At 37.3% G+C, this 25723-nt stretch carries 18 protein-coding genes; 12 read left to right on the top strand and 6 right to left on the bottom strand.

The features are described 5' to 3' along the window. Window positions 1-11: 11 nt before the first annotated feature. Window positions 12-1040, bottom strand: a complete 1029-nt coding sequence (locus BUR19_RS07810; RefSeq protein WP_074234535.1) for a glycoside hydrolase family 130 protein — start codon at window positions 1038-1040, stop codon at window positions 12-14. Next, the gene (locus BUR19_RS19200) at window positions 1041-1172 is read right to left on the bottom strand and encodes a hypothetical protein (protein WP_262494428.1); all 132 of its coding nucleotides are present in this window, start codon (window positions 1170-1172) and stop codon (window positions 1041-1043) included. A 166-nt stretch (window positions 1173-1338) separates the two neighbouring features. Here BUR19_RS19200 and BUR19_RS07805 point away from each other — a divergent pair, with 166 nt between their 5' ends. The 3 genes from BUR19_RS07805 (at window position 1339) to BUR19_RS07795 (ending at window position 3809) form a co-directional block, all read left to right on the top strand. Then, window positions 1339-1899 carry a helix-turn-helix domain-containing protein gene (locus tag BUR19_RS07805; RefSeq protein WP_074234533.1) on the top strand — a complete coding sequence of 187 codons (561 nt, stop codon included), beginning with the start codon at window positions 1339-1341 and terminating at the stop codon, window positions 1897-1899. 272 nt (window positions 1900-2171) lie between these two features. Further along, window positions 2172-2663, top strand: a complete 492-nt coding sequence (locus BUR19_RS19130) for a hypothetical protein (protein ID WP_245799039.1) — start codon at window positions 2172-2174, stop codon at window positions 2661-2663. Window positions 2664-2705: 42 nt separating this feature from the next. Further along, on the top strand, window positions 2706-3809 hold the full coding sequence (locus BUR19_RS07795; RefSeq protein WP_074234531.1) for a calcium:proton antiporter: 1104 nt from the start codon (window positions 2706-2708) through the stop codon (window positions 3807-3809). Window positions 3810-4229: 420 nt separating this feature from the next. Here BUR19_RS07795 and BUR19_RS07790 read toward each other — a convergent pair whose 3' ends face one another. Then, window positions 4230-5486: a DUF4960 domain-containing protein gene (locus BUR19_RS07790; protein WP_083600700.1), complete on the bottom strand. Its 1257-nt coding sequence runs from the start codon at window positions 5484-5486 to the stop codon at window positions 4230-4232. Between the two features lie 365 nt (window positions 5487-5851). Here BUR19_RS07790 and BUR19_RS07785 point away from each other — a divergent pair, with 365 nt between their 5' ends. From BUR19_RS07785 to BUR19_RS07750, 8 genes are all read left to right on the top strand, one after another. Next, window positions 5852-8617, top strand: coding sequence for a substrate-binding domain-containing protein (locus BUR19_RS07785; protein WP_083600699.1), 2766 nt, complete (start codon window positions 5852-5854; stop codon window positions 8615-8617). Window positions 8618-8997: 380 nt separating this feature from the next. Next, entirely contained in the window at window positions 8998-10308 is a 1311-nt protein-coding gene (locus BUR19_RS07780) for a sugar porter family MFS transporter (protein WP_074234527.1), read from the top strand. Between the two features lie 93 nt (window positions 10309-10401). Then, entirely contained in the window at window positions 10402-11964 is a 1563-nt protein-coding gene (locus BUR19_RS07775; protein WP_074234525.1) for a glycoside hydrolase family 32 protein, read from the top strand. A gap of 15 nt (window positions 11965-11979) precedes the next feature. Further along, window positions 11980-15081 carry a SusC/RagA family TonB-linked outer membrane protein gene (locus tag BUR19_RS07770; RefSeq protein WP_083600698.1) on the top strand — a complete coding sequence of 1034 codons (3102 nt, stop codon included), beginning with the start codon at window positions 11980-11982 and terminating at the stop codon, window positions 15079-15081. 17 nt (window positions 15082-15098) lie between these two features. Further along, the gene (locus tag BUR19_RS07765) at window positions 15099-16796 is read left to right on the top strand and encodes a RagB/SusD family nutrient uptake outer membrane protein (protein WP_074234520.1); all 1698 of its coding nucleotides are present in this window, start codon (window positions 15099-15101) and stop codon (window positions 16794-16796) included. Between the two features lie 12 nt (window positions 16797-16808). Then, window positions 16809-18203, top strand: coding sequence for a DUF4960 domain-containing protein (locus tag BUR19_RS07760; protein WP_074234518.1), 1395 nt, complete (start codon window positions 16809-16811; stop codon window positions 18201-18203). An 11-nt stretch (window positions 18204-18214) separates the two neighbouring features. Then, a complete protein-coding gene (locus BUR19_RS07755; RefSeq protein ID WP_074234516.1) occupies window positions 18215-19756 on the top strand; it encodes a glycoside hydrolase family 32 protein in 1542 nt (513 codons plus the stop codon). Between the two features lie 3 nt (window positions 19757-19759). Beyond that, window positions 19760-20671, top strand: a complete 912-nt coding sequence (locus BUR19_RS07750; RefSeq protein ID WP_074234514.1) for a carbohydrate kinase family protein — start codon at window positions 19760-19762, stop codon at window positions 20669-20671. 211 nt (window positions 20672-20882) lie between these two features. On the opposite strand, the gene BUR19_RS07745 is transcribed toward BUR19_RS07750, so the two are convergent. From BUR19_RS07745 to BUR19_RS07735, 3 genes are all read right to left on the bottom strand, one after another. Then, window positions 20883-21842, bottom strand: a complete 960-nt coding sequence (locus BUR19_RS07745) for a nitrilase family protein (RefSeq protein ID WP_074234512.1) — start codon at window positions 21840-21842, stop codon at window positions 20883-20885. Window positions 21843-21881: 39 nt separating this feature from the next. Next, window positions 21882-22727 (bottom strand): AraC family transcriptional regulator, encoded by an 846-nt coding sequence (locus BUR19_RS07740; RefSeq protein ID WP_074234509.1) that lies wholly within the window; start codon window positions 22725-22727, stop codon window positions 21882-21884. A gap of 217 nt (window positions 22728-22944) precedes the next feature. After that, a complete protein-coding gene (locus BUR19_RS07735; protein ID WP_139297286.1) occupies window positions 22945-24072 on the bottom strand; it encodes a hypothetical protein in 1128 nt (375 codons plus the stop codon). A 672-nt stretch (window positions 24073-24744) separates the two neighbouring features. Between BUR19_RS07735 and BUR19_RS07730 the strand changes: the two genes are divergently transcribed. Next, window positions 24745-25683: an SDR family oxidoreductase gene (locus BUR19_RS07730; protein WP_074234504.1), complete on the top strand. Its 939-nt coding sequence runs from the start codon at window positions 24745-24747 to the stop codon at window positions 25681-25683. The last annotated feature ends 40 nt before the right edge of the window (window positions 25684-25723 follow it).

Raw genomic sequence — 25723 nt, 5'->3', positions numbered from 1 at the left:
CCAAATCATCTTTATACAGCGTACATCATTAACTCTTTCAATAGTTTTGAAATATTGAGTGATGCAACAGCTATTCTTTCGTCTGCAGCTCCATAATAGATATACAGTCTGTCATTTTCTACAATGGTTCCTGTCGGGAAACAGACATTGTTGACTTCACCCTTCAGTTCCCATTCTTCTTCGGGTTTGAAAAGCGGATAGGGAAGTCGGGAAATTTCTTTTTCCGGGTTTTCAAGATCCAATAAAGCTGCACAGGCGTTGTAAACATAACCGCTAACGGTATCATAAACACCGTGATAGATCATCAGCCAGCCATATTCTGTTTCTATTGGCGGACAACCACCTCCGATATAACTTGATTCATGATCGTATTTCGGTGATAGGAGAATATGGTCTTTAAAATGTGAAAAGTAATCCTGCCAGAAATCAGAATTCAGATCTTCGATGTTTTTTACGCTGACGATCTGAATTTCAGGTCTTATTCTGTGAAGGAAATAAAATTTATCGTTTATTTTTCTTGGGAAGAAAATCAGATTTTTATCCCATAAAAAGATAGGTTCACTGTCAGTATGACTAATTTTAAATTCGTTGTATCTTCTATATTTATCAGGTATTAAACCCTCTGATTCTGATAGAAGCTTAAACTCTTCATAAGAAATTTTAGGAACAATAATTCCTTCATTTTTCCAGGATTTGAGATCTTTTGAAGTGGTTAATGTTCCTAAAGCATTGATGCCGTCATAACTGGTATAGGTGAGATAAAATAAATCATCTATTTTTACAATTCGATTATCTTCTACACCGTGTTTTTCATACTCAGATTCAGGAATAATGATTGGCGAATCTGACCGTTTTTCTACCGTAAGCGGATCTGACAATACACAATGCCCGACAGTTGAAAAATTACCTTTGGCAACAGCGCGGTAAAATAAATGTATTTTGCCATTTTCCTTAATAACAGCAGGATTCAGAACTCCTTCGTTTTCAAAATTTAAGTCGGTTTTTCTGAGTATAATTCCTTCTTTTTTTATTTCTACCATTTAGGTTGTTGCGTTGCGACTTTCATTTTCTTTATCTTTCCTTTTGTTTTGTTTGTCTTCCCGCTTCTCTTTTAGTGATTTTGCCGCAGGTGTTTTATCTGTTTTTTTCTTAGTATCCTTTTCTTTTGCCATTTTAAAATATTTTTATTCTATGTAAAGGTCATCTATTAAAAAAAGAAAGGTTTGTAATAGTCTTTCAATTTGTTACATAAATCATAGTTATTAAAATTTAAAGGACTAACTTTGAAAGAGTGGCTGTCAACATATGGATTGACAAACTCGAAATACGGTAAGGATTATGAAGTTATATATAAAATATATGGTAAGCCTGCGCTGCAAAATGGTGGTTCATCAGGAGCTTGAAAAACTGAATATCAGAAATGCCGTAGTAGATCTAGGACTTGTAGAAATATTGGATGATATTACGGATGAGCAGCGACAGCTGTTAAAAGAAAATCTCCTTAAAACCGGACTTGAGTTATTGGATAATAAAAAAAGCATTCTGATCGAAAAAATAAAAAATGCAGTCACAGAAATGATCCATTATTCCGAATCTCTTCCTAAAGAAAATTTCTCAGATTATATCAGTGAAAAGCTTGGCTACGATTACACTTACCTTGCCAATACATTTTCTGAAGTAAAAGGTATGACTTTGCAGCACTTTATCATTATCAATAAAGTGGAAAGGGTAAAAGAGCTCCTTTTGTATGATGAACTCAATCTTACTGAAATCTCTTATAAACTCAATTACAGCAGTGTTGCGCATCTTTCCAACCAGTTTAAAAAAATAACAGGACTTTCTCCTTCTTTCTACAAACAGCTGAAGCAAAAACGGCTGAAAAATTTAGAAGACTTATAAAAAGTGTGATATATGTAAATCTATTTCAGAAATGTGTAGCATTTTTGTCTGATTAAAGTATCATCTTTGAGTATAAATAAGCTATGGAAACAAAACCGTGAAAAAAGTTATTCTAATCCTTAATAACAATCAGTTTTCATTAAGAATCTTATCAAAATTCAAGAAATAGTACATATGTTTTAAAGGTTTTGGTAGAAAAAGGGGCAGGAGCTTTTAAGTCCCTGTCTTTTTTTATTTGAACATAATTGGATGTGTCATTTAATATACTCAATATGAAATCAATTGATACTTTACAAGACCTTACCAAAAAGATTTTTGAGGTAACAGCTAAAATCCAGACTTTATATCCGGAATTATATTTTCTTTTAAATGAAACGCCCTTATTTATGACTCAAAATGAAAAGTATATTACTTCTAAAGACCTAAAGCAATATCTTTCATCTATAAGAATTCAGCTTATTACTTTTCAAAAAGAAATGAAAAAAAATAAAAAAATGAAAACAATTATATTATATAAATTTAAAAACTCTGTCACGCAGAAAATGCCTCTCCTGAAAGAAAAAAGTTTGCTTAGTTCACTTAATGATCTGATGGCAATTGATCTTCTGGATACAGAAATAATAACAGAATATACAATGGATGTTCCTGAAGATTTTAATTTTGAATACCGCAGCAATGAAGAATTGTTGGATTTATGCAAGACTTCTAAAAATTTTATTGATCATCATTTTGTAACTACGTTGAACGATTATGATGTTATCTGATTTTATCAATCAAGGCTTTCAAACATCAGGTAATTAAAATATATGAAAAAAAAGATCTATCTTTTAGGCTGGACGATAATTATTCCCATATTGGCTTGGGTAGCTTATTTGCTTCATTATTCGCTAACAGGACATTTATATTCTTTAATCCTCACATTCTTTCTTATAGGAGCCGTTTTAGCAGCGGTTTATCATTCGGAAATCATTGCTTATCGGGTAGGTGAGCCTTATGGAACTTTACTTTTGGCTTTTGCGATAACCGTGATAGAAGTTTCTCTTATTATTTCGATAATGCTGAGTGCAAAAGGTTTGGAAACAATCAGCCTTGCGAGAGATACGGTATTTGCCGCTGTGATGATTATTCTTACAGGGATTATTGGTATTTGTATTGTCGTTGGATCAATCCGTTATAAACAGCAGGTTTTTACACTGCAGGGTGTGAGTACTGCAATGATTACACTTGTTGTGATTGTAGTATTTATACTTATTCTTCCAAATTACACGACAAGTCACAGTGAAGGAGAATATACTTCATTGCAGTTAATCTTTATTTCTGTTATCTGTCTGCTATTATATATAGGTTTTACAATGGTTCAGACCATCAGACACCGTGCTTTTTTCATTGCGCCCATTCCTAAAAATAATGATGAAGAGAATGAAGAGAATGAGATCCTTCCTGAAAAACCCACTCGAAAGATGATGTTTTACAGCATTATATTTTTGATTTTATGTCTGGGAATTGTCGTTCTCTTAGCTAAATATCTTTCAAAAGATGTTGATAATCTTGTATTCAAAGTCGGAGCTCCAAAATCTATCGTTGGAATTATTATAGCCGGAATTGTTTTATTACCGGAAGGAGTTGCCGCAATCCGTGCTGCATATAATAATCGCCTACAAACGAGCCTTAATCTGGCTTTTGGATCTGCATTGGCAAGTATTGGTCTCAGTATTCCGGCTGTAGCTGTGGCTTCAGTAATTGGTGATTTCAGGATGACACTAGGTATAGATTTAAAATCGATGCTTTTGTTAGGATTATCTTTATTTATCATCACAATTTCTCTAGCAACAGGACGTACCAATATTATGCAGGGATTAGTTTTGATTTCAATTTTTCTCCTTTATCTTTTTACGACACTTGTTCCTTAAAAATTTAGATGACTATATTTTAATATACGAAATCGAAAAATATTATTTGTTTTATAACATTGGATTTTATTTTTAGAGATGTAGTTGATAATTACATTTTAAACTAAAAAAAATCTCTAAGTAAATAAAAATGACACCAACTGTCTTCGGTTAGCGCCATTTTATTTATGACCTCTACGCACGTCTATACAAACACTTTTTAGATGATTTGGTTTGATTAAGTTAAATTAAAAATGAATTACAAAGCCCATTTTTTTACGAGTAATTTTTTATAATCAATATTTGTCGCAAATTAACTTCAAAGATTATTAGCAATTTTTATTGGAAAAGTACCCATTTATTTGGCTGCACTTGTCACATATCCATATCCAAAAAAATCTATGAGTTCGAAATTAAATTCAAATGAGTTTGTAGAAATAATTAGTTCTTAATAAACTTCAAAGTTTGAGAGGATTTTCCAACGTGTATTCTAATAGAATATATTCCAACTGCGAGCTTTTGAACATCAATATTCTTAACTTTTGAGGTCAGGATTTTTCGTCCGTTCATATCATAGATTTCGCTATAAATATTTTCTTCTGAATTGATAGTAAGAATATTTAAAACTGGGTTTGGATAGATACTGATGTTGATTTTCTCACTAAAATTCTGCGAAGAAAGCATAGATTCTCCACCTGCCAGATAAAGTAAAGTATTCTCCGTTATTTTTTTAACATTTTGATTGTTGCCTCCTGGCACATACCAGTCATAGACACCTGAACCATACCAGATAACTGTCCCATCACCAGTATTTCTAGGATTGAATCTGGCGGCCTGTATTTCTGTTCCGTCGCAGTTTTCCAAAAGGATTTCTGCATTCAGTGTGTTTTGAAAAATTTGTCCTCTTTGCCCAATTGTTGAGCTAGCACCGCCTGCATCGTCATAGATTCTGCCCCAATTCAGGTTATATTGCAGTGCGCGGTTTTTCTTTTCCGTTCCTGCGCCTAAAAATTCTATGCTTTGAGATGTGTTTGTACAGCTTACGGAATTTGTACTTATTCCTGTCAGAAGAATCGGAGTAGAACTGCCTGACCAATTGGTTCCCCAAGCAGCGGATGAATTTGCGGGATTTGCTGTGGTATCGCCAAATGATTGGTTCGGTCTGTATTCCCACGGATTGTTGAGTCCATCAAAAAGTCCAAAAACTTCCAGGCCTTTGCCTGCAAAATTTCCTAACAGAAGTTTTTTTCCTGACTTGTAAAATTGCTTTATCTTCCACATAAAATCATCTTCAAGTTGTCCACATTGTCCATTCCATTGGAATCCTGCTTCTCTCAAAAGACAATGTTTATCACCATTTCCTTCTGTAGTTCCTCTAGGCCATTCGTTAAGTCTTTCTGTGTAAGTTGCGCCGTCACTCTGGATCCAGATTACATCATAACCGCTGATGTCTGCACCTTCTGCAACATCTTGAAAAGAAAAATAATTTCCTGTAATATTAGCCGAATGTGATGGAACAAAAGTTTCCATAAACCAAACCGCTGCCGCTCGGTCATCGTCATACGTCAAACCATCGCTGGCAGTTGGGATATTGCTGTTATAAACGTCGGATTGGCCAATAAAAGCTATTTTTTTTGTCTGCGCATTGATATTAGCAAACATTAATCCTGCAAACAAGCTTAGATAAAGTTTTCTCATAATTTTTTTAGTTAAGGTTGATATTATTTTCTTGATGATTTTAATCGTTCCAGATTATTTTTAAAGGAATTCTCATCCGTCTTGTTTCAAATGTATTGGCAAAGTGGAGTTGAATATTTCACTTATTGTTCAAAATGATTTGATTTTGTTTTGAGAAATGAAATTCAATATGGAAAGCTTTATTCATCAATGTTTATCGAATGATCATCAGCTGAAAGTTCTGCAGAGTTTTATATGGATGTTACAAGACTTATAAAATTGTAACATCAGTACTTTGTCATTCAAAAGATCTGATATTCAATCGACAAAAAATAGCATAACCAAAAATTGTGGGTGTGAAAGAACTTTATTAATATTGTGTTAATATGTCCAAGAAAAAAAAATTCAACGCGTTTGGTTTTGCCAAAATTTGTCTGGGATTCTTTATTTTGTTTATGACTTTATCGGCTTGTAAAGATGCGGCCGAAAGATCAGACAAAATCGATATAGGCTTTTCCCAAGGTTTAGGAAATCATCCGTGGCGACAGTCGATGAATCATGCAATGGAGATTCAGGCATCTTTGCATTCGGAGGTACAATTGAGCATCAGCAAAGCAGAAGGTTCTGTTAAGAAACAGATTCAGGACATTAAAAAAATGATCGACAGAAGAGTAGACGTAATCATAATTTCTCCCATTGAGCCTAATTCGTTGATTCCTATTGTAGAACGAGCATTTGAAAACAAAATTCCTGTGATTTTGGTTGACAGGAAAATCAATTCCACAAAATATACAACATACATCGGTGCAGATAATATTGAAATTGGAAAAGAAGCAGCACAATACATTCTTTCTGATTCCAAAATTCTGAAAAAAATCATCGAAATAAAAGGCGATGATAATTCTTCTCCAACAGTTGAAAGGAGTTTTGGTTTTGAGCATATCATTAAAAATGACCCAAATACCGAGTTGATCAAAACATTCAAAGGACTTCCAGCGGAGGCTTTCAGGAAAACGCTGAATTCTTTGGGAAATCAAAGTCTGTATGTTTTTGCTTTTAATGATGAGCTTGCTTCACAGGCCTGGAAGGTTGCAAGGAATGAAGGCGTGGAAAATCAAATCAAGTTCATCGGTGTTGATGGTTTAAATACCAAAGACGGCGGAATCCAGATGGTTTTGGATGGGAAACTGAACGCAACCTTACTATATCCTACAGGTGGTGCAGAAGCGATTGAAACCGCAATCAATATATACAATGGACAAACGCCGCCAAAGCGTATTAAACTCAGCACAACCATTATTGACAGATTGAATGCCGAGATTATGCGTAACCAATTCGATAAAATTATCGAGCAGCAAGGTGTGATAGAAAATCAGGTCAGTGCCGTGAAAAAGCAGACCGAATTATATTCTTCCCAAAAGGAACTGTTCAGGTGGTCGGTCGTTTTGCTGATTTTAATGTTCTGTCTCGTAGCATATGCCATTTACCTGATTTATGCCATTAAAATCAAAAATAAACAACTGACTCTCACAAATGAAAGAATAACAATCCAGAGAAATCAGATCGAGATGATTGCCGATGAACTCAAGCAGAGTAATGAAGCAAGAGTTAATTTTTTTACAGGTTTGTCACACGAGTTCAAAACACCGATAACGCTGATTCTAAGTTCTTTGGAATCACTGAAAGATACTTTTAAAAGCAAAGGGACGAAACCGTCGTATGAGATTGAGCTCATCAATAAAAATTCTAACCGGTTACTTCGTTTGGTTGATAATCTTTTGGATTTCAGAAAAGTAGAAAATAAGACCTTCAATCTTCGGGTATCCAAAACCAATATCTACGATTTCACTTACGGGATTTTCAGGGATTTTGAGAATGAGGCGAAAAAACGGAATATCAGGTTTGATATTCATTCTGCCAACAAAAATCTGGAACTTTATATCGACCGTAATCTGATGGACAAGGTTTATTTTAATCTGTTGTCAAACGCTTTCAAATTTACACCAGACAACGGAAAAATCGAAATTACAATTCAGGAAAAAGGCAATCAGGCAGTCATTAGTTTTAAAGATAACGGCATCGGAATTCCTGAAAAAGAAATTGGTAACGTTTTCGAAGCTTATTTCAAAGGCTCCAACAATCGGAAAAACAGCTCAGGAATCGGTCTCCACCTCACTCGTCAATTTGTGGAACTTCATCTTGGTAAAATCGAGGTCAACTCTTTTCAGGGTACAGAATTTATCATAAGTCTTTACAAAGGTAACAAGCATTTCAATGAAGACCAGATGGTCAAAGAACCGAGCGTCATAGATGCTGATACTTTGGCAAAAGATGCAGTTTTTACAGAAATAGAAAATGAAATTTATTCATCCAATCCGGACAATCGATCTGAAAGGTATTCTTTACTTTTGGTGGAGGACAATTCGGATTTGTCATTTTTTCTAAGCAATAAATTAAAATCTGAATTCGACGTAATGGTTTCCGACGGTACAGATGCAATTGATAAAGCATTGGGCGAAATTCCGGATATTATCGTTTGTGATGTGAACCTTCCCGACAAGAATGGTTTTGAAATCTGCGAGATTCTGAAAAATGATCTCAGAACGTCCCATATTCCTGTCATTTTACTCACAGCTTTGGATAATAAGGAATCTTATCTTCAGGGATTAAAATCCGGTGTAGATCTGTATCTTACTAAGCCGTTTAGCTACCCGATTCTTATTCAGTCTTTGCGTGGATTGCTTTACAACCGTGAAAAATTACGCTATTATTATACTAATAATATCGGCAGGATTGTGGACAGCAAATCGTTCGGAAGTATAGAACAGACGTTTGTGAATAAGCTGAACCATATCATCCAAAGCAATATTGACAATGCTGAGTTTTCCGTAGAAAATCTAGCCGACCTCTTGAATATCTCACGAATCCAGCTTTACAGAAAGATAAAAGCGATGTTTGATGTGAATGTAAGTGATTATATCAGCAACATCCGTCTGGAGCAAGCCAAATCGATGCTTCAAAATCCCGAACTCACGATTTCCGAAATCGCCTACAAAACAGGATTCTCTTCCCCGAATTATTTCTCCACTGTTTTTAAAAACAAGTTTGGTGTTTCGCCCAATGTATTCAGGAAGAGTGCGGGTGAAGAGTAGTCTTAATTTTAAATACCTGAATGGTTTAAGCTTTGCTCGTTCGAATAAAATACTATTTGTACGATCCTAATATTTGTCTAAAAAAAAGAGTTTAAATTTCTTTAATCTGACGATAATTCTTAGTTAATCTCCTCAAACCAATAATCTTTCACACTGCATAAAAAGCTCAGAAACTACGTAACAATTTTGTAGATTGATGTTACATTTTTGAATCAATAATCTAAATTTATTGAAACAATTAAATTTTAAACAACTGATTATCAGCTAATTATTAAATGTTAACAAATAGTTAACCTTGACGAAATATTTTGTTACATAATTAGACCTTCGGATTACTATCTCAGGATATATTAGCCACAAACAAATTAATAATTCTTTATATGAATAAAATTTTGATGTGGTCTGTTACCGCAGCATTGGCAGGATTTCTCTTCGGGTTTGATGTGGTTGTGATTTCCGGTGCCGATAAAAAACTACAGTTACTCTGGCATAGTTCAGATGCTTTTCACGGAGCAGTAGTAATGGGAATGGCATTATGGGGAACGGTTATTGGTGCTATCTTCGGCGGAATCCCGACCAATAAGTTTGGACGCAAAAAGACACTTCTGGCAATCGGTATTTTGTATGCCTTGTCAGCAATAGGGACGGCTTTTTCTAATGATCCATATGTGTTTGCATTCTTCAGATTTATGGGCGGTCTGGGTGTCGGTGCATCTACCATTGCTGCACCGGCCTATATTTCTGAAATTGCTCCTGCAAAAGACCGTGGCAGACTGGTTTCTTTATATCAGTTCAATATCGTTTTAGGAATTTTAGTAGCGTTTTTATCCAATTATCTACTCAGCGGAATCGGTGATGACGATTGGCGCTGGATGCTCGGGGTACAGTCGATTCCGGCAACAATATATACTTTGTGTGTTTTCATAATTCCGGAAAGTCCAAGATGGCTTGTTTCTAAAGGTAGAATGGACGAGGCCAAAAAAGTAATGGAAATCGTGAGTCCCGATCAGGATTCCGAAATAATTATCACTCAAATGGAAGACGATCACGCGGATGCGCCAAAAGAAAACATCTTTATGAAAAAATACCGTTTCCCTTTGATTTTGGCTTTCCTTGTTGCTTTTTTCAATCAAATGTCGGGTATTAATGCGTTTTTGTATTACGCCCCAAGAATATTTGGAGAGGCAGGTCTTGGCGAGAAAACATCGCTTCTTAGTAGCATCGGCATCGGGATTGTGAATATGGTTTTTACCTTAGTAGGTGTAAACCTAATTGATAAAGTTGGAAGAAGAACTCTGATGTTAATTGGCTCCATAGGATATATTATTTCGTTGGGACTGGTTTCAATGGCTTTCTATTTCCATTGGACTGGTTTGGCGATTCCTATATTTTTGTTCCTGTTCATCGCCTCACACGCCATTGGTCAGGGAACAGTAATTTGGGTCTTCATTTCCGAGATTTTTCCGAATCATCTCCGAGCATCCGGACAGTCTTTTGGAAGTTCTACGCACTGGGTTTTGGCGGCAATAATTCCGTCGCTTATTCCAACATTATTCTCAACGATAGGAGCCGGAACTGTATTTCTGATATTCACGGTCGCAATGGTATTCCAACTGTTATTTGTGATTTTAATGATGCCGGAAACCAAAGGAGTCTCACTGGAAAAATTAGGCAAAACACTTACTAAATAGATTTGCAACATCAATATAATAATGAGAAAGAACACCTAATATAATTGAATAATGTGTTTTAAATATTTCAAAAATTCCATTTAAATAATCGTAATGAAGAAAATCATATCAACTTTAATCATCGCTGTAACGTTTTATTCCGGGCTCAAAGCACAGTCGGATTCGAAAACGTCTGAAGAACTTCTGTACAGACCCAATTACCATTTCACTCCTCAAAAAGGCTGGATGAATGATCCGAATGGGATGTTTTATCTGAACGGAACCTATCACTTATTTTACCAGTATACACCGTTTCAAAACACCCCGGATTTCAGTAAGATGCATTGGGGACACGCTATAAGTAAAGATCTTATACAATGGCAAGAATTGTCTCCTGCAATTGCCTATGATGAAAAAGGCGCCATATTCTCAGGTAGCGCGGTTGTGGATAAGGATAATACATCAGGTTTTGGTGATGGCAAGAATATTCCTTTGGTAGCAATTTTTACGTACCACGATATGAAAAAAGAACAGGCCGGAGAAATCGACGCACAGTCTCAGGCTATAGCTTATTCTTTAGATAATGGTAAAACGTGGACGAAATATAGCAATAATCCTGTACTGAAAAACCCTGGAATTAAGGATTTTCGTGATCCTAAAGTTTTTTGGGATGAAAAAAGAAGTCAATGGGTAATGGGAGTTGCGGCAAAAGACAGACAGCATTTCTATGGCTCAAAAAACCTAAAGGACTGGACCTTCCTTTCTGAGTTTGGAAAAAATGTTGGAGGACATGGTGGTGTTTGGGAGTGCCCTGACCTTTTCCCAATAAAAGTAGAAGGAACCAGTGAAGAAAAATGGGTACTAATCGTTAACATCAATCCAGGTGGCCCAAACGGCGGGTCAGCTGCCCAGTATTTCGTTGGCGACTTTGATGGAAAAACTTTTACAATGGATAGTCTTTTTACAAAACAGCTAGAAAAAGAGAAAGTGGCATGGCTGGATTGGGGTCGCGATAATTATGCTAGTGTCTCTTTTAATAATGTTCCGGATAATAAAAGAGTAATTATCGGATGGATGTCGAATTGGGATTATTCGCCGGATGTTCCAACGGAAAAATGGAGAGGAAGTTCCACTATTCCTCGTGAAGTGTCATTGAAAAGGTCAAAAGATGGTTACACTCTGATAAATGTTCCAGTTTCCCAGCTAAAAAATTGCGAAGCAAAAACAGTCAGGAAAGAAATCAGCCTTGTTTATGATAAAAAACTCATCAGCAAAGGAGAAATAGATCTTTCTAAAGCTGTTATTGATGTTGATTTCAAAAAAATGACCAAAGGGATTTACGCTTTTGCTTTGAAAAATTCATTAGGAGAACAAGTGATTTTCGGAATTGATAATAATAAGCAGGAACTTTTTATTGACCGTACCAAATCCGGGAAAACCGATTTTAAGAACAATTTTGCAGACAGGATTTCAAAAGCACCATTAGCAAAAAACTACCAAAACGCAACGTTCAAAATTGTATTGGATAAAACTTCTATCGAAATTTTCTTCAATAGCGGCGAAAAAGTTCTGACCGAAATCTTCTTCCCTAATGAAAATTTCTCAGAACTGACTTTATCGACAGACACAAAGGGAAGTATTTTGAGTCTCAATGCACATCAGCTTAACATCAAATAAAAAAACTATATCATAATGAAGAAATATAAAATTGCAGTTGTCTTTTGTCTTCTTCCGTTTTCCTATATTTTTGCACAGGAAATTGTCAAGGGAAAGGTAATTTCGCCAGCTCAAAAACCACTGATCGGCGTTACCATAACCGTTTCAGAAACTGGCGCAAGTACAACAACAGATAGTAGCGGAATATTCCAGATCAATGATTTGAAAAAAGGAAACACGCTGGTTTTTACTTATCCCGATTATTCCACTCAGGAAGTTGTTGTGGATGAGAAAACTATTCTCAATATTGTTCTTGCTGCTGATAAGGTAAAGAACATTGACGAGGTTGTAGTCACTGGATATACCAAGCAGAAAAAGGCGGATATCACTGGTGCTGTTTCTATCGTTGATATGAAAGATTTGAACAAGCAGGGCGAACCCAATCCAATCAAATCATTACAGGGAAGAGTCGCAGGTGTGAATATTTCTACTGATGGCTCGCCTTCCGGTGGAAATACCAAAGTCCTCATCCGCGGTGTCGGAACTTTGAACAATACAGATCCACTTTATGTGATAGACGGCGTTCCCACAAAAGCAGGAATGCACGAACTGAATCCCGGTGACATTGAATCAATGCAGGTATTGAAAGATGCCTCATCAGCAAGTATATACGGTTCAAGAGCTGCAAACGGCGTCATTATCATTACCACAAAAAAAGGTAAGAAAGGTAAAATGAGAATCGACCTGAATTACTACACCGCCTTTTCCCAATATGCCAAAAAAACAGAAGTTCTGAATGCAAAACAGTTTGGAGAGGTGCTTTGGCAGGCAAATATAAATGACGGACTGAATCCTAACACAAACAATCTTAGCTATAATTTTGATTGGGGCGTTCAGAATGGTGTTCCGACGTTATACAACAGTTTTGTTCCCGAATATCTTGATGTTGCAAAAACCATCAAATCTGACAATACCAATTGGTACGATGAGGTTTCTCAGACAGGTGTTGCTAATTCATTGGATGTTTCGGCTTCCAGTGCTTCGGACAAAGGTTCTTACTACTTTTCGATGGGATATTATGATAATGACGGCATCGTGAAGTTGACCAATTTCAAAAGATTGTCTGCCCGTGTGAATACTTCGTACAATTTCTTCGATGGTAAATTGAAAATCGGGGAAAACTTCACCTATAACAAAACCAATGAACTGATGGATCCGGGCGTTTTGGATCCTGCTTTGAGAGCGTTGCCGATTATTCCTGTTCATACTGTTGACGGAATCGGATGGGGCGGCCCGGTAGGCGGGATGAATGACCGTCAGAATCCAGTTCGTCTTTTAGACTATAACAAAGACAACGGCTACAGATACCAAAGGTTTTTCGGAAATGTGTATGTAGAATTGCAACCTGCGAAAAACCTAACACTGAAATCCAGTTTCGGAGTCGATTTTTCTAATTATTATAAAAGAATGCTGCAAAGAAGCTATGTTTCAGGATATCTTCAGAACAAAACCAACGCGGTGAATATTGATCAGTCCGATACTGAAAAATGGACATGGACCAATACCGCTCAATATACCGCCAAAGCAGGAAATCACCACTTTGATTTGCTGGGCGGGATGGAAATGTATAAAGATACCTACAATAATACCTGGCTGAGAAAAGAAGGATTCCTGATAGAAACACCAGATTATATGTATCCTGATGCAGGAACGGGAGATGCCTTCAACGGGGGAAGTTCTACTTACTACAGTTTGTTATCGTACTTCGGCAAGTTTTCTTATGATTATGATAATCGATATTTATTTTCTGCAACAGTACGTTATGATGGCTCATCCAGATTCGGAAAAAATAACCGTTTTGGGACATTTCCGGCATTTTCGGCGGGTTGGAGAATCAACAAAGAAGATTTTGCAGAAAAGGTGATTCCGTTTTTCTCAGATTTGCGGCTGAGAGCAGGTTGGGGACAGACAGGAAATCAGGAAATCAGCAACTCGGCGGTTTATTCGCTTTACATTGCTAATTATGCAGGTGGTAATCCGACCTGGGCCACTTCCTACGGAACGGCTTACGATATTTCAGGTGTTGGTAGCGGCTTGTTGCCTTCGGGATTTATTGCCACTCAAACAAAAAATGATGATCTTAGATGGGAAACCACTACGCAGACGAATCTCGGTTTAGATTTCGGATTTTTTAATCAGAAACTGACGGGAAGTGTTGATGTTTATAAAAAAGATACCAAAGATATTCTGGTTTTACCTCCTTATCTGGGCGTGATTGGAGAAGGGGGTGACCGCTGGATCAACGGTGCATCTATGGAAAACAAAGGAATTGAAGTTGCTTTAGGTTATCAGGACAAGACTGCCGGTGGATTTGGCTACGAGATTTCAGGGAACTTCTCGATGAACCGCAATCAAATCACCGAGTTGCCACAATCGGTTATCAATAATTATGGCGGAAATGGGACTACAGATAATATTCTTGGAAGACCGATCAACTCAATGTATGGTTATGTTGCCGATGGACTTTTCAGAACGCAGTCCGAAGTTGATAATTCTGCAACTCAATCAGGAAAAGGTCTAGGAAGAATACGTTATGCTGATTTGAATGGTGATGGTACCATAGATGACAAAGACAGAACTTGGATAGGAAACCCGAATCCGGGATTTATGTACGGAATCAATCTTAATTTCTCTTTCAAAAACTTCGATTTATCAACCTTCTGGCAAGGAATAGGCGATGTGGATGTCATCAATTCCAAAAAGTACCAGACTGATTTCTGGAGCGTAGATGATGTGGGTTCCAACAAAGGAACAAGGCTTCTTAATGCGTGGTCGCCACAAAATCCAAACTCTGATATTCCGGCGCTTACAACGGTTGACAGCAATGCGGAATCCAGATTTTCCTCATATTATGTAGAGAATGGAAGCTATATGAAATTAAGAGTTTTACAGCTGGGTTACAGTATTCCGAAAGATATTTTGGAGCAATATAAAATTACCAATTTCAGGATTTATATCAGCGCACAGAATCTTCTGACCATCAAATCCAAAAGCTTTACAGGCATCGACCCGGAAACACCGGCTTTCGGTTATCCGCTTCCGTTGACCATCAATTTTGGAGTTAACCTATCCCTTTAAATTTTAAAATTAAAACAATGAAAAAATATATACTTCTAACAATAGCCTCCGCATTTTTGCTTGGAACAGCTTCCTGCAACGATTTTCTAGACAATCAGCCAAGAGGCGTGCTTTCCGAAGCAGATGTGGTGACACCTCAGAATGTCGACGGATTTGTGGTGGCAGCTTATGCAGCAATGGGGAATGACCATTATGACACACCTTTCAGCCTTTGGCCTTATGGAAATGTGCGCTCAGATGATGCCTACAAAGGCGGTAGCGGAACTAATGATATTCAGACCTTTCACTTTTTTGAAATCTCCAATAACATCCGTTCAGATTTTGGCGAATTGGATCGTCTTTGGTCCCTGAATTATGTCGGAATAGGAAGATGCAACAAAGCAATTGCCGCATTAAACCAGCTTTCCGATGCTCAATATCCAAACAAGCAGAAGCGGCTTGCTGAAATGAAGTTTGTAAGAGGTCATTTTTATTTTTTACTGAAAACCCTCTTCAAATATGTTCCTTACGTGGATGAGAACACACCGATTGAGGATTATCCTAAAATCTCCAACCGTGCAAAAACCGACCAACAATTATGGGATGCTATCGCTTCCAATTTTGAAGATGCCGCCGCCAATTTGCCTGCAACACAATCCGAAGTCGGAAGACCAAAGAAAAGCGCAGCTTATGCTTATTTGGCAAAAGTAAGATTGTATCAGGCGTATGAGCAGGACGATAATTATACGGTGACTCAAATCAATCCGATAACGCTTCAGAAATCTATTGATGCGGCCAATCAGGTGATTGGAAATTATACATTGGAATCAGATTTTGGGTACAATTTCCTTCCGGGAACGCACGAGAACGGTCCGGAATCCGTTTTTTCCATTCAATATTCCGACAACGACGGAACACTTTTCGGGAGACTGAATTACGGCGATGTGCTGTCTTTGCCACAAGGTTTGGGCTGTTGTGATTTTCACAAGCCAAGCCAGAATCTGGTGAATGCTTTCAAGACAACACCTCAGGGATTACCTATGTTCGATACCTATAACGATACGGATCTGAATTACAATCAGCTCAACAATTATAAAGTAGACCCAAGACTTTATCATACGGTTGCTTTGCCGGGATTGCCTTGGAAATATGAGGAAAACAAGATCTATCAGGAAAGCTGGAACCGAAGCCCTGGAACTTACGGTTATTATGCTTCTTTAAAAGAAAATGTACCGGTTGGCTGTGGCTGTACCGTCAATGTAGATCCGTTCTACGGCAATTCCAAAAACAGGATCATCATCCGTTATTCCGATATTTTGCTGATGAAAGCCGAAGCATTAATTGAACTCGGACAAATCAACGAAGCATTGCCATTGATCAATCAGGTGAGACAACGTGCTGCAAATAGTACAGTGTTGACAGGAAGTTATACTACAAATAATCTTATTAGCCAATATCAGCCGGGAGTGAACTGTACTTGGAATCAGGATTTTGCAAGAAAAGCCCTACGATGGGAGCGCAGAATGGAATTTGCAATGGAAGGAAGCCGTTTTTTCGATCTGGTGAGATGGGGAACTGTAGCAGGTACGATGAACACCTATTACTCCGTAGAAAAAATGAAAAGGTCTTACTATTCTCAGGCAGGATTTGACCACGGAATCGAAGAATACTGCCCGATTCCATTAGCTCAGATCAATTTCAGCCAGGGGTTGTACAAACAGAATAACGGTTACTAAAACGAAAGATTTATGAAAACAATATTTAATAAATTTCAGACATTCATTATTTTGCTTGTTTCTGCAGTATTGGTCTGGTCTTGCAACAACAATATGGAAGATGGGCTGGCAACGGATGTTTCGGTGAATATATCTTCCTTTACAGTAAACGGCGTTTCGGGAGACATCGATAATAAAAACGATAAAATCACGGTAACACTTCCTTATGGAACGAATGTGAAAGCTTTATCTCCAATAATAGAAATTCCGCAAGGTTCTATAATTTCCCCGGTTTCGGGAACTGTGATTGATTTTTCACAGCCTATTAAATTCAGAGTGAAGAACGGTAATATTTATAAGGATTATCAGGTAACGGTTCAGGCACAGGTCCCGATTATCAGTTTTAAAATCAACGGATTATCGGCAACGATCAACCATTCCAGCAAAACGATTTTACTCACAATGCCGGAAGGAACGAATCTTACAGCATTGAATCCTATAATAGAAGTAGCAAACGGTGTAAGCATCAGTCCTGCGTCAGGAACGACAATTAATTTCAGCAGCCCTGTACAGTTTACCGTTTCCAATGCAAATCTGACTGAAATCTATACCGCAAAAGTAACCATTCCGGTTTCAGGACCAACAGTGGCTTTCCTCGGAACGGCAGCAACCAGAACAGGCCTTACCAATCCTGATGAAATCGCAGCTTCCGACTGGCTGTTCGGTAAATTCTCGGGAGCGGTCTATGTATCAATGGCGGATGTGGCGAGTGGGACCGCAGACTTAACTGGAATCGATATTATTTGGTGGCATTTTGATTCTGCTGCTGCACTTCCCGGGGAAGCGCTCAATGCAAATGTGACATCAAAAATTAAAAACTATTTAAGTGCAGGAGGCAATATTCTACTGACAGGATTTGCTTCACAATATGTGGATGCTTTGGGTATTGTTCCCGCTGGAAAAGGTCCGAACAACGTTTTCGGAGATTTCTTACCGAATGGATTTATAGATTCAGGGAGTGATTGGGGAATCTCCTTCAAAGGTCACGAAAATCATCCCGCTTTTGAAGGGCTTCAGACTTACGAACCTGGAAAGGCCAATCTTCTTCAGAAAGGAACATTCAGGCTAAATCATACAGCCTGGTGGTTTTTGCCGGAATGGGGAGGTTACGTGAACGGTGCAGGCTGGAGAAACCAGACCGGTGGTAATAACCTTGCAAGTGAAGGTTGGGATAATACGCTGGATGGTCGTGTTGCTATCGCTGAATTTCCAAACGGAACTGCCAATAAAAAGTGTATCACCATCTCAATGGGTGCTTACGACTGGTACAACGAAACCTCGAATGGAACCCCAAGCCAGCCGAACGGATTTTTGGATAACATCAAAAAAATCACGGAGAACAGCCTTAATTATCTTGTAACGAATTAATATCAGAATCAATGACAATCAGAAAAATATATTTAGCATCTGTGATGGCTCTGGCAACATTTTCCTGCCAGAATAATGATTCGGTGGCAGATGTGAATCCGGAGGATATTTTCAAACAGACAAATATCTTTCCGCAGCCGCCCAATCAGTGGATGGGAAGTACTAATCCTTATTATACAGCCGGTTATGTCGGCGATGTAATGCCGTATTACGAAAACGGAAAATTTTATCTTTTCTTTCTGCACGATGCTAAAACCAAACCTGCAGGCGAAGGATTTCACGATATTCATAGCTTTGAGACGACCAATTTCAAGGATTTTACTTATCAAGGGAGGCAAATTCCCTACGGGACAGCTTCTGAACCTGATTTTGGTGTAGGAACAGGAAGTCTGGTGAAAGTCGGGAATACGTATTATTACTATTACACAGGGCATAATGAGATTGCTTCGTTTTTATCGGGTAATCCGAGGGAAAGTGTGCTTCTGGCAACGAGTACCGATATGAAAAACTGGACGAAAGTGAAGGATTTTAAAATCACTGCTCCGGCTGGTTATTATGATTATGAATTCCGCGATCCGCATGTTTTCTTCAATGCTGAGGATGGAAAATACTGGATGCTGGTTTCTGCACAGACTTCGGCTAAAAAAGCGGTTGTGCTGAAATTTACAACAACCAATCCTGCAAGCGGAAACTGGTCGGTGGAAAATCCTATTTATACGACAACTTCTTCAGAAAATTATATTATGCTGGAATGTCCGGACCTTTTCAAAATGGGCAATTACTGGTATCTTGTTTTCTCCGAAAATTGGAGCAGCAACAGCGGAACGCATTACAGAATAGCCACTTCGCCAAACGGACCTTGGGCAACACCTGCGAATGACCGATTGGACGGCTCTTATCTCTATGCAGCGAAAACAGTTTCTGACAATACCGACCGTTATCTGGTGGGCTGGACTGCCCGAAAAGTCCCTGAAAGCAATACGGGCGGAAAAGACTGGGCAGGAAATCTCGTAGCACATAAACTGGTTCAGAATACGGATGGAACTTTGGGGGTAAAACCTATTTCTACCTTGCAATCTGTCTTTGGGCAAAATGCTCCACTATCCGTAGATAAGATTACAGGTAATGCTTCTCAGAACGGGAATAGCTTTAATCTTCCTGCGAATTCCCAAGTAATGTTCGGGAAACTTCAGAAAGCCAACCAGATCAGCTTTACCCTGAATGCTGCGGCAAACGGAAAATCAGGATTGATCCTGGCGCAGGATAATGATGGAAAAAGTGGTTTTAAAATTTCATTTGAACCTTCTTCCAACAGAATGGCGAGTTATGTAATGAACGGCGGAAGCGAGAATTTTGTTGACTCCTATCCGTTGTCCGGGATTTCAGGAACTGCTTATAATGTAACAGCCTTTATCAGCAATGATGTTTGTGTGATATATGTGAATGATAAGTTGGCGTTCAGCAACCGTGTGTACAATGTTGTTAACAAAAAATGGAGTATTTTTGGTACTTCGGACAGTTCATTCAATAATATTAATGTGAAAAATCCTTAATTAATGTTTCTTAATAAAAAAATAAATGTGGTCAGTTTCGGAGAGGTGCTCTTCGATGTGTTTGGAGAAGAAAAGAAAATCGGCGGTGCTCCGCTTAATCTGGCACTCAGAACGGCATCTTTCGGATTTCCGGTGGCGATGATAAGTGCCGTTGGCAATGATCAGGACGGAAAGGTAATTTGTGACTACGCCAGGGAAAATCTGCTTGATACCAGCGGAATCATTACAACCCAGGGTTATGATACAGGTATTGTCCAGGTAACATTGAATGAGCGTGGTTCCGCAACTTATGAAATTAAATTTCCATCTGCCTGGGATTTTATTGAAACCAATGAAAATACTCAAAATATCGTGAAAAATGCCGATGTCTTTTTTTACGGAAGTTTGATTTGCAGGAATGATGTTTCAAGAAGTACGCTGTACACTTTGCTGGATTCTAACACGACAATGTTCAAAGTTTTTGATGTGAATTTAAGGAAACCCTTCTACAATATTCAACTTTTGGAAGAACTTATGAAAAAAGCAGACTTTATCAAATTTAATGATGAGGAAATATTGGAAATTGCTTCCGGGATAGGTTTTGAATCCACGGATTTGGAGTCAAATATCAAATTTATATCAGAAAAAACAAATACTAAGGCAATCTGTGTCACTTTAGGAAAACACGGTTCATTATTGTTATGGAATGGTAAGATGTATCAACACGGTGGTTACCCTGTAAAAGTGGCTGATACTGTTGGAGCCGGTGATTCTTTTCTGGCGAGTCTCATTTCCAAATTGTTATCAGACAACGACCCAGATGAAGCTCTTAATTTTGCAAGTGCTGTCGGTGCTTTGGTAGCCAGCTATTCGGGAGCTAACCCTAATCTTGAGAATGAAGAAATTGAAAGTTTCATGAAAGAGAGGGCTTTATGAAATTTTAATTTAAAATTAGAATCACAGCCAAATGGCGCCAACTGTCTTTAGTTGGCGCCATTTGGCTGTTTGTGAACATGACAGAACTATATTCAAACCATTTATTAGCAGATATAGATAATATTTTGAAGGTGTTAAATAATGTATGATTGAGATGGTCAATATAACTGGAATTATAGATGTGGTATAAAATCCATATTAGTGGTAGTTTTTATTCTTTTTCGTCCGAGTTCAACCAAATTACTTTTTGTTCCGGATCGTGATCTTTCCCTAAAATGTCTCGGTACAAATCTGGTCTTCTGGCTTTTATATAACGATTCCCACCTGCATTAACAAGTTTTTCGGGAGTAATGGTTGCTGTCACATAGCTGTCGTCAAATGAACGACATTCTGCAAGAATATCGCCATATGGATCGATGATCATTGAACATCCATTTTTCAATTGATCATCGTCCATTCCGATTGGATTTGAGAATACCGCATATATCCCATTGTCATACGCTCTTGCCGGCAACCATTTCATTAGCCAGGCTCTACCTTTCATACCGTCAAATTCCAAACGTAATGAAGTTGGGTCAGCTTCGCGGTTTTCCCATAACTTGGGATCGACAAAGCCGGCTCCTGGTCGGGTAGAGGGTGTACACATCGTTACGTGTGGCATAAAAATGATATCTGCACCCAATAGCGTTGTCGCTCTTACATTTTCAATGATGTTATTGTCGTAGCAGATCAAAATGCCACATTTCCAGCCTTTGATCTCAAAAATTGTATAGCCTTTCCCTGGAGTTAAATTTGGATTTATGAAAGGATGTATTTTACGATGTTTTGCAATTAACCCATTTTTATCTACACAGATGTATGGCTTGTATAAATTTTCATTTTCATCCTTTTCAAACAGTCCGGCTAAAATTACGATGTTATATTTGGAGGCAATCTCTATTAGTTTTTGTGTGCTATCACCATTGGGAATGAATTCGGCCAGATCTAGCATTTGTGCTTTGTTAAGATGCCTTGCAAAGGTGTAACCGGTGATAGAACATTCATGAAAGGCAATGACATCGGAACCTTCTTCGGATGCTTTCTTGGCAAGTTTTTCAATGACTGATAAATTGTAGGCTTTGTCATCATTTTTAGCTTCAAATTGGGCGGTTGAGATTTTAATGTTGTCCACTTTTTTAATATTTAGGACAAAAGTAGCTTATGAGTTTTTCTATAAATTGTACAAATCCGACATCGGAATCTCATTAGATTTTATTTCCAAAAAATTTATTGCTAATCTATTGGTGTTATTTAAATATTGAGTTGGAGTTATGCCTGTATATTTTTTAAATTCTTTGATTAAATGTGATTGGTCTGCATACCCGGCTTCATAACACAGATCGGTAATATTGCTTTGTCTTGACTTGTACTTGAGTAGGTTCAAAAAGAAATGCAACTTTACAATGTTTCCAAACTTTTTTGGATTTAAACCAATGCACTCATTAAAAATTCTTTCGATGTGCCTTTCTGAATAACCAGTATATTTTACCAGATGATTTACAGTAACTGCACCTTTGTTTTTCATAATATAATTTAATGTTGGATGAATAAGGTTTTGGTTTGAAAGATTTTTTTTAGCAGCCTGTTTAATAAAAAAAGCATTTAGGATTTGTATTTTTGTTTCTAAATAGGATGGTTCAGATAATTTTTCATAAAGCAATGAATCCTTGCTCCCAAATATATCTTCTGTCGCAATAATGCCTTCTCGTATTTCATTCGCAGATATTCCCAATAAATGATTGAAACCATAAGGTTGAAAAACTATAATAATTATTGATGTTTTTTCTGCCAAATACAAATCTCTAAACATACTAATCTGTCCATACAAAAACGAATTTGGATAATTTAAAGTACTAGTGCTATGGGTGCTTGAAATAAGATTGCCTCTAAAAGTCAGAACCATACCAGTGTTACCATCTGAGAACAAGCGCAGTTTTTTTGATGCAGTCCCTTCACTCTCTAAAAAAAGATAGTGTTTGATGTAAGGTAATAGTTCTTTTGTTGGTGCTATCTGCATTATAGTTTTAGTATAAATTTACAACTATTTTTGAGATAAAATTTATATACTCCTTCCGCTTCATTTTTAGATTGATCAGACATTAAATTTTGCTATTCTCTTCTGGTTAACTTTCCTAAACTGTAATTTTTATGGTCTTTTCTTAAAGATTAAGAGTATAAGAATAGTATCCTAAATAAGGTAACAGCTTCATTTGAATAATATTATCTTCTTTAGACTAGTTTAAATATTTTTCAATGTAAAAATTCAGCATTGATTTTTTATAAGAATTCAAGCCCGAATTAATTATTTCAATCTGATTCTGACACGCATTATGTTTCGAAAGTTTCCGATATTCTCTTGCCACTTCAAGTCGTATTCTATCTTTGAGTGTGAGATTTCCGAAGGGGTCAAAATAGGAATCTATGCGGGTTTCATCTTTTACGCCATTCCAAGACCAATTCTCGTTATCTATTTTACCTAGCAAAACTTGATATAGATTTAAAGCTTTCTTTGAGGGAATTTTTTCAAAAACTACAGCTCTTCGTATTTTGAAAAACTCCAGCTCAATTGACTCATCGTTTCCAAACTTTGCCAAAGCGTAGTCTACAAGCTTCTCGTTGGTTTTTTCGATCTGACTTTGCATCCCAAGAAGGTTGAATGACAGGATAGAGTAACCGTCCTGTTTCCTGAATTCTTCATCAATTTCCTGCTGATTTGTATTACCGAATGTAGAAGGTTGAATGATTTGATAGCCCTGTTCCATTAAGTTGTTCTCAATATCGTTTTTGTGAAATGCGCCTATAACAACTAATATAGTGTCAGTAGAAGAATAGTTTTCAAGAACCTTTTGAATTCTTCGAGACTGTAGAAATGTACGGTAGAGGAACATGCGTCTGGGTAGATCGAATGCTGTCTTTTCCGGCTGTGAAGAGTACCATGAAGCAATACGTTTCACATAATCCTCCTTTTCTGCGAAATAGAGATCATCTTCAAAATCCCTTTTTTCGGTAAAGGTTGTAAACCCTAGAAATCCTTCTTTTTGCCTCACAAATCGTGGTACACTGAGGTCTTTTATACCAAAGCCTAATTCTGAATCGGTTTCAGAAGGAGTCCAGTCAACAGGGTAAAGAGGGATATTATTTTCTTTAGCATAAGGAACAACTGCAAATTGCTGTTCGTAAGTAAATTCATAAAAATCATTTCGTGAAAACTCTTCAGGAGAGCGTTCTATGCAAATAGCCGATGGTTTAACCTTATTGATAAATGCTCTGATTGCTGCAGGCTGATGGTTATAATTGATTAATTGTGTAGAGTGTCCAACGCCTAGAATAACCACCTTTGGTTTCTGTCCTAACACTGCCAATGTGGATGCAATGAGATTAATTAATATTAGCAAATTTCTAATCATTTTTAAAACTAAATTTATAGTGATAGGTCAAATTTACAAAAGTAATATCATTTACCAAATTTATCCTTAAAGAATTCGTAGATTACTTTTTCTCTAAAACTGCTCTTAGGAGTTGTGTAGTTTGTAATCGTCTGCATCTGCTTTATTGACATTGTTAATATAGGACGGCATAGCTGAAGGAACATATCTTGATGCAGTTTTTCCGAATATTTGTTTCAAGGTGGCAAATACATACCAATAATCTATTTTATATTCATGTACAGCATCTTCATAAATGTGCAACTATTTCTAAGACAAATTTATATACTCCTTCCGCTGCATTTTTTGATTGATTAGACATTAATTTTGTTATTCCCTTATGATTAAATTTCCTAAAGCGGCAATTTGAGATTCGACTTATTCATTGCCATCTTTGCTTGGCTCTTAAAATTGAATTCATCGAATCTTCGATTTATAAACTTTATTTTTTCTGATCTTTTCTTAAAGATAAAGAATAGAAAAATCGTGTCTTAAATTAAGATAACAACTCCAGTTGGCGGGTTGGTTTTTTGACTACATCAACAGTCGTTTTGGATAAATCCAACGTTTAAAGTTGTGCCAACTTTGCATTAATAAACAACGTTAATAATGAAAAAAGAAACTAAAAATTGGACAGCTTCAAATATTCCTCAAAGAAAAGATGGTTTAGCCGTAATCACAGGTAGTACAGAAGGTATTGGTTACGAAGATGCACTGGCATTATCTTCTGCGGGCTGGAACGTGATTGTAATGGGACGAAACGCTGAAAAAGGAGCTGATGCAATTTCTAAAATCCAACAAATTAATCCCAAGGCAAAAGTGAGTTTTGAAAAAATAGACCTTGCCAACTTATCTTCAATCAAATCCTTTGCTTCGAGAATGATTGAAAGAGGCGAAGCCATTGACTTATTGATAAACAATGCGGGCGTAATGACACCACCAAATAGGCTGGAAACTGCCGATGGTTTTGAGTTACAATTCGGTACCAATCATATTGGTCATTTTGCATTGACAGCCCAATTGCTTCTTTTGCTGCGTAAAGCGCAAGATGCTCGTGTGGTCACGGTTTCAAGCATAGCCAATCGTGATGGGCAAATTAATTTTGATGATCTTCAATCAACAACTTCGTACGTTCCAGGGAAAGCATACAGCCAGGCAAAAATTGCGAATTTAATGTTTGCCTTAGAACTTCAGCGACAAAGTGAAAAGCACGGTTGGGGCATTACAAGTATTGCTGCTCATCCGGGTGTTTCCCGAACCAATCTATTGATAAATGGTGCTGGCAAATGGAGTACTCCGGGAATTATGCGAAGATTTTTCCCGTTTTTATTTCAGCCACAATCACAAGGAGCATTACCCACTTTATTTGCAGCCACTTCGCCGGAAGCTCAAGGCGGATTGTATTATGGACCTAACAAAATGAGTGAAACCCGTGGTTTTCCATCTATCGCAAAAATCCCTGAACAAGCAAATGATAAAGAAGTTGCTCAAAGATTATGGGATGTATCGCAGAAGTTAGCTAAGGTTGAGTTTAGTATTTCGATATAATTTAAAAGAATTCAATAAATTAGTAAAGTAAGTTTAAAAA

It is taken from the genome of Epilithonimonas zeae, assembly GCF_900141765.1.
Lineage (GTDB): Bacteria > Bacteroidota > Bacteroidia > Flavobacteriales > Weeksellaceae > Epilithonimonas > Epilithonimonas zeae.
The sequence above is the reverse complement of the archived record's forward strand: the minus strand, read 5'-3'. Positions and strand labels throughout refer to the sequence as shown.

Coding starts and splice junctions, on each gene's coding strand:
- BUR19_RS07810 (WP_074234535.1), bottom strand. CDS start 1,040: ATGGTAGAAATAAAAAAAGAAGGAATTATACTCAGAAAAACCGACTTA.
- BUR19_RS19200 (WP_262494428.1), bottom strand. CDS start 1,172: ATGGCAAAAGAAAAGGATACTAAGAAAAAAACAGATAAAACACCTGCG.
- BUR19_RS07805 (WP_074234533.1), top strand. CDS start 1,339: ATGAAGTTATATATAAAATATATGGTAAGCCTGCGCTGCAAAATGGTG.
- BUR19_RS19130 (WP_245799039.1), top strand. CDS start 2,172: ATGAAATCAATTGATACTTTACAAGACCTTACCAAAAAGATTTTTGAG.
- BUR19_RS07795 (WP_074234531.1), top strand. CDS start 2,706: ATGAAAAAAAAGATCTATCTTTTAGGCTGGACGATAATTATTCCCATA.
- BUR19_RS07790 (WP_083600700.1), bottom strand. CDS start 5,486: ATGAGAAAACTTTATCTAAGCTTGTTTGCAGGATTAATGTTTGCTAAT.
- BUR19_RS07785 (WP_083600699.1), top strand. CDS start 5,852: ATGTCCAAGAAAAAAAAATTCAACGCGTTTGGTTTTGCCAAAATTTGT.
- BUR19_RS07780 (WP_074234527.1), top strand. CDS start 8,998: ATGAATAAAATTTTGATGTGGTCTGTTACCGCAGCATTGGCAGGATTT.
- BUR19_RS07775 (WP_074234525.1), top strand. CDS start 10,402: ATGAAGAAAATCATATCAACTTTAATCATCGCTGTAACGTTTTATTCC.
- BUR19_RS07770 (WP_083600698.1), top strand. CDS start 11,980: ATGAAGAAATATAAAATTGCAGTTGTCTTTTGTCTTCTTCCGTTTTCC.
- BUR19_RS07765 (WP_074234520.1), top strand. CDS start 15,099: ATGAAAAAATATATACTTCTAACAATAGCCTCCGCATTTTTGCTTGGA.
- BUR19_RS07760 (WP_074234518.1), top strand. CDS start 16,809: ATGAAAACAATATTTAATAAATTTCAGACATTCATTATTTTGCTTGTT.
- BUR19_RS07755 (WP_074234516.1), top strand. CDS start 18,215: ATGACAATCAGAAAAATATATTTAGCATCTGTGATGGCTCTGGCAACA.
- BUR19_RS07750 (WP_074234514.1), top strand. CDS start 19,760: ATGTTTCTTAATAAAAAAATAAATGTGGTCAGTTTCGGAGAGGTGCTC.
- BUR19_RS07740 (WP_074234509.1), bottom strand. CDS start 22,727: ATGCAGATAGCACCAACAAAAGAACTATTACCTTACATCAAACACTAT.
- BUR19_RS07730 (WP_074234504.1), top strand. CDS start 24,745: ATGAAAAAAGAAACTAAAAATTGGACAGCTTCAAATATTCCTCAAAGA.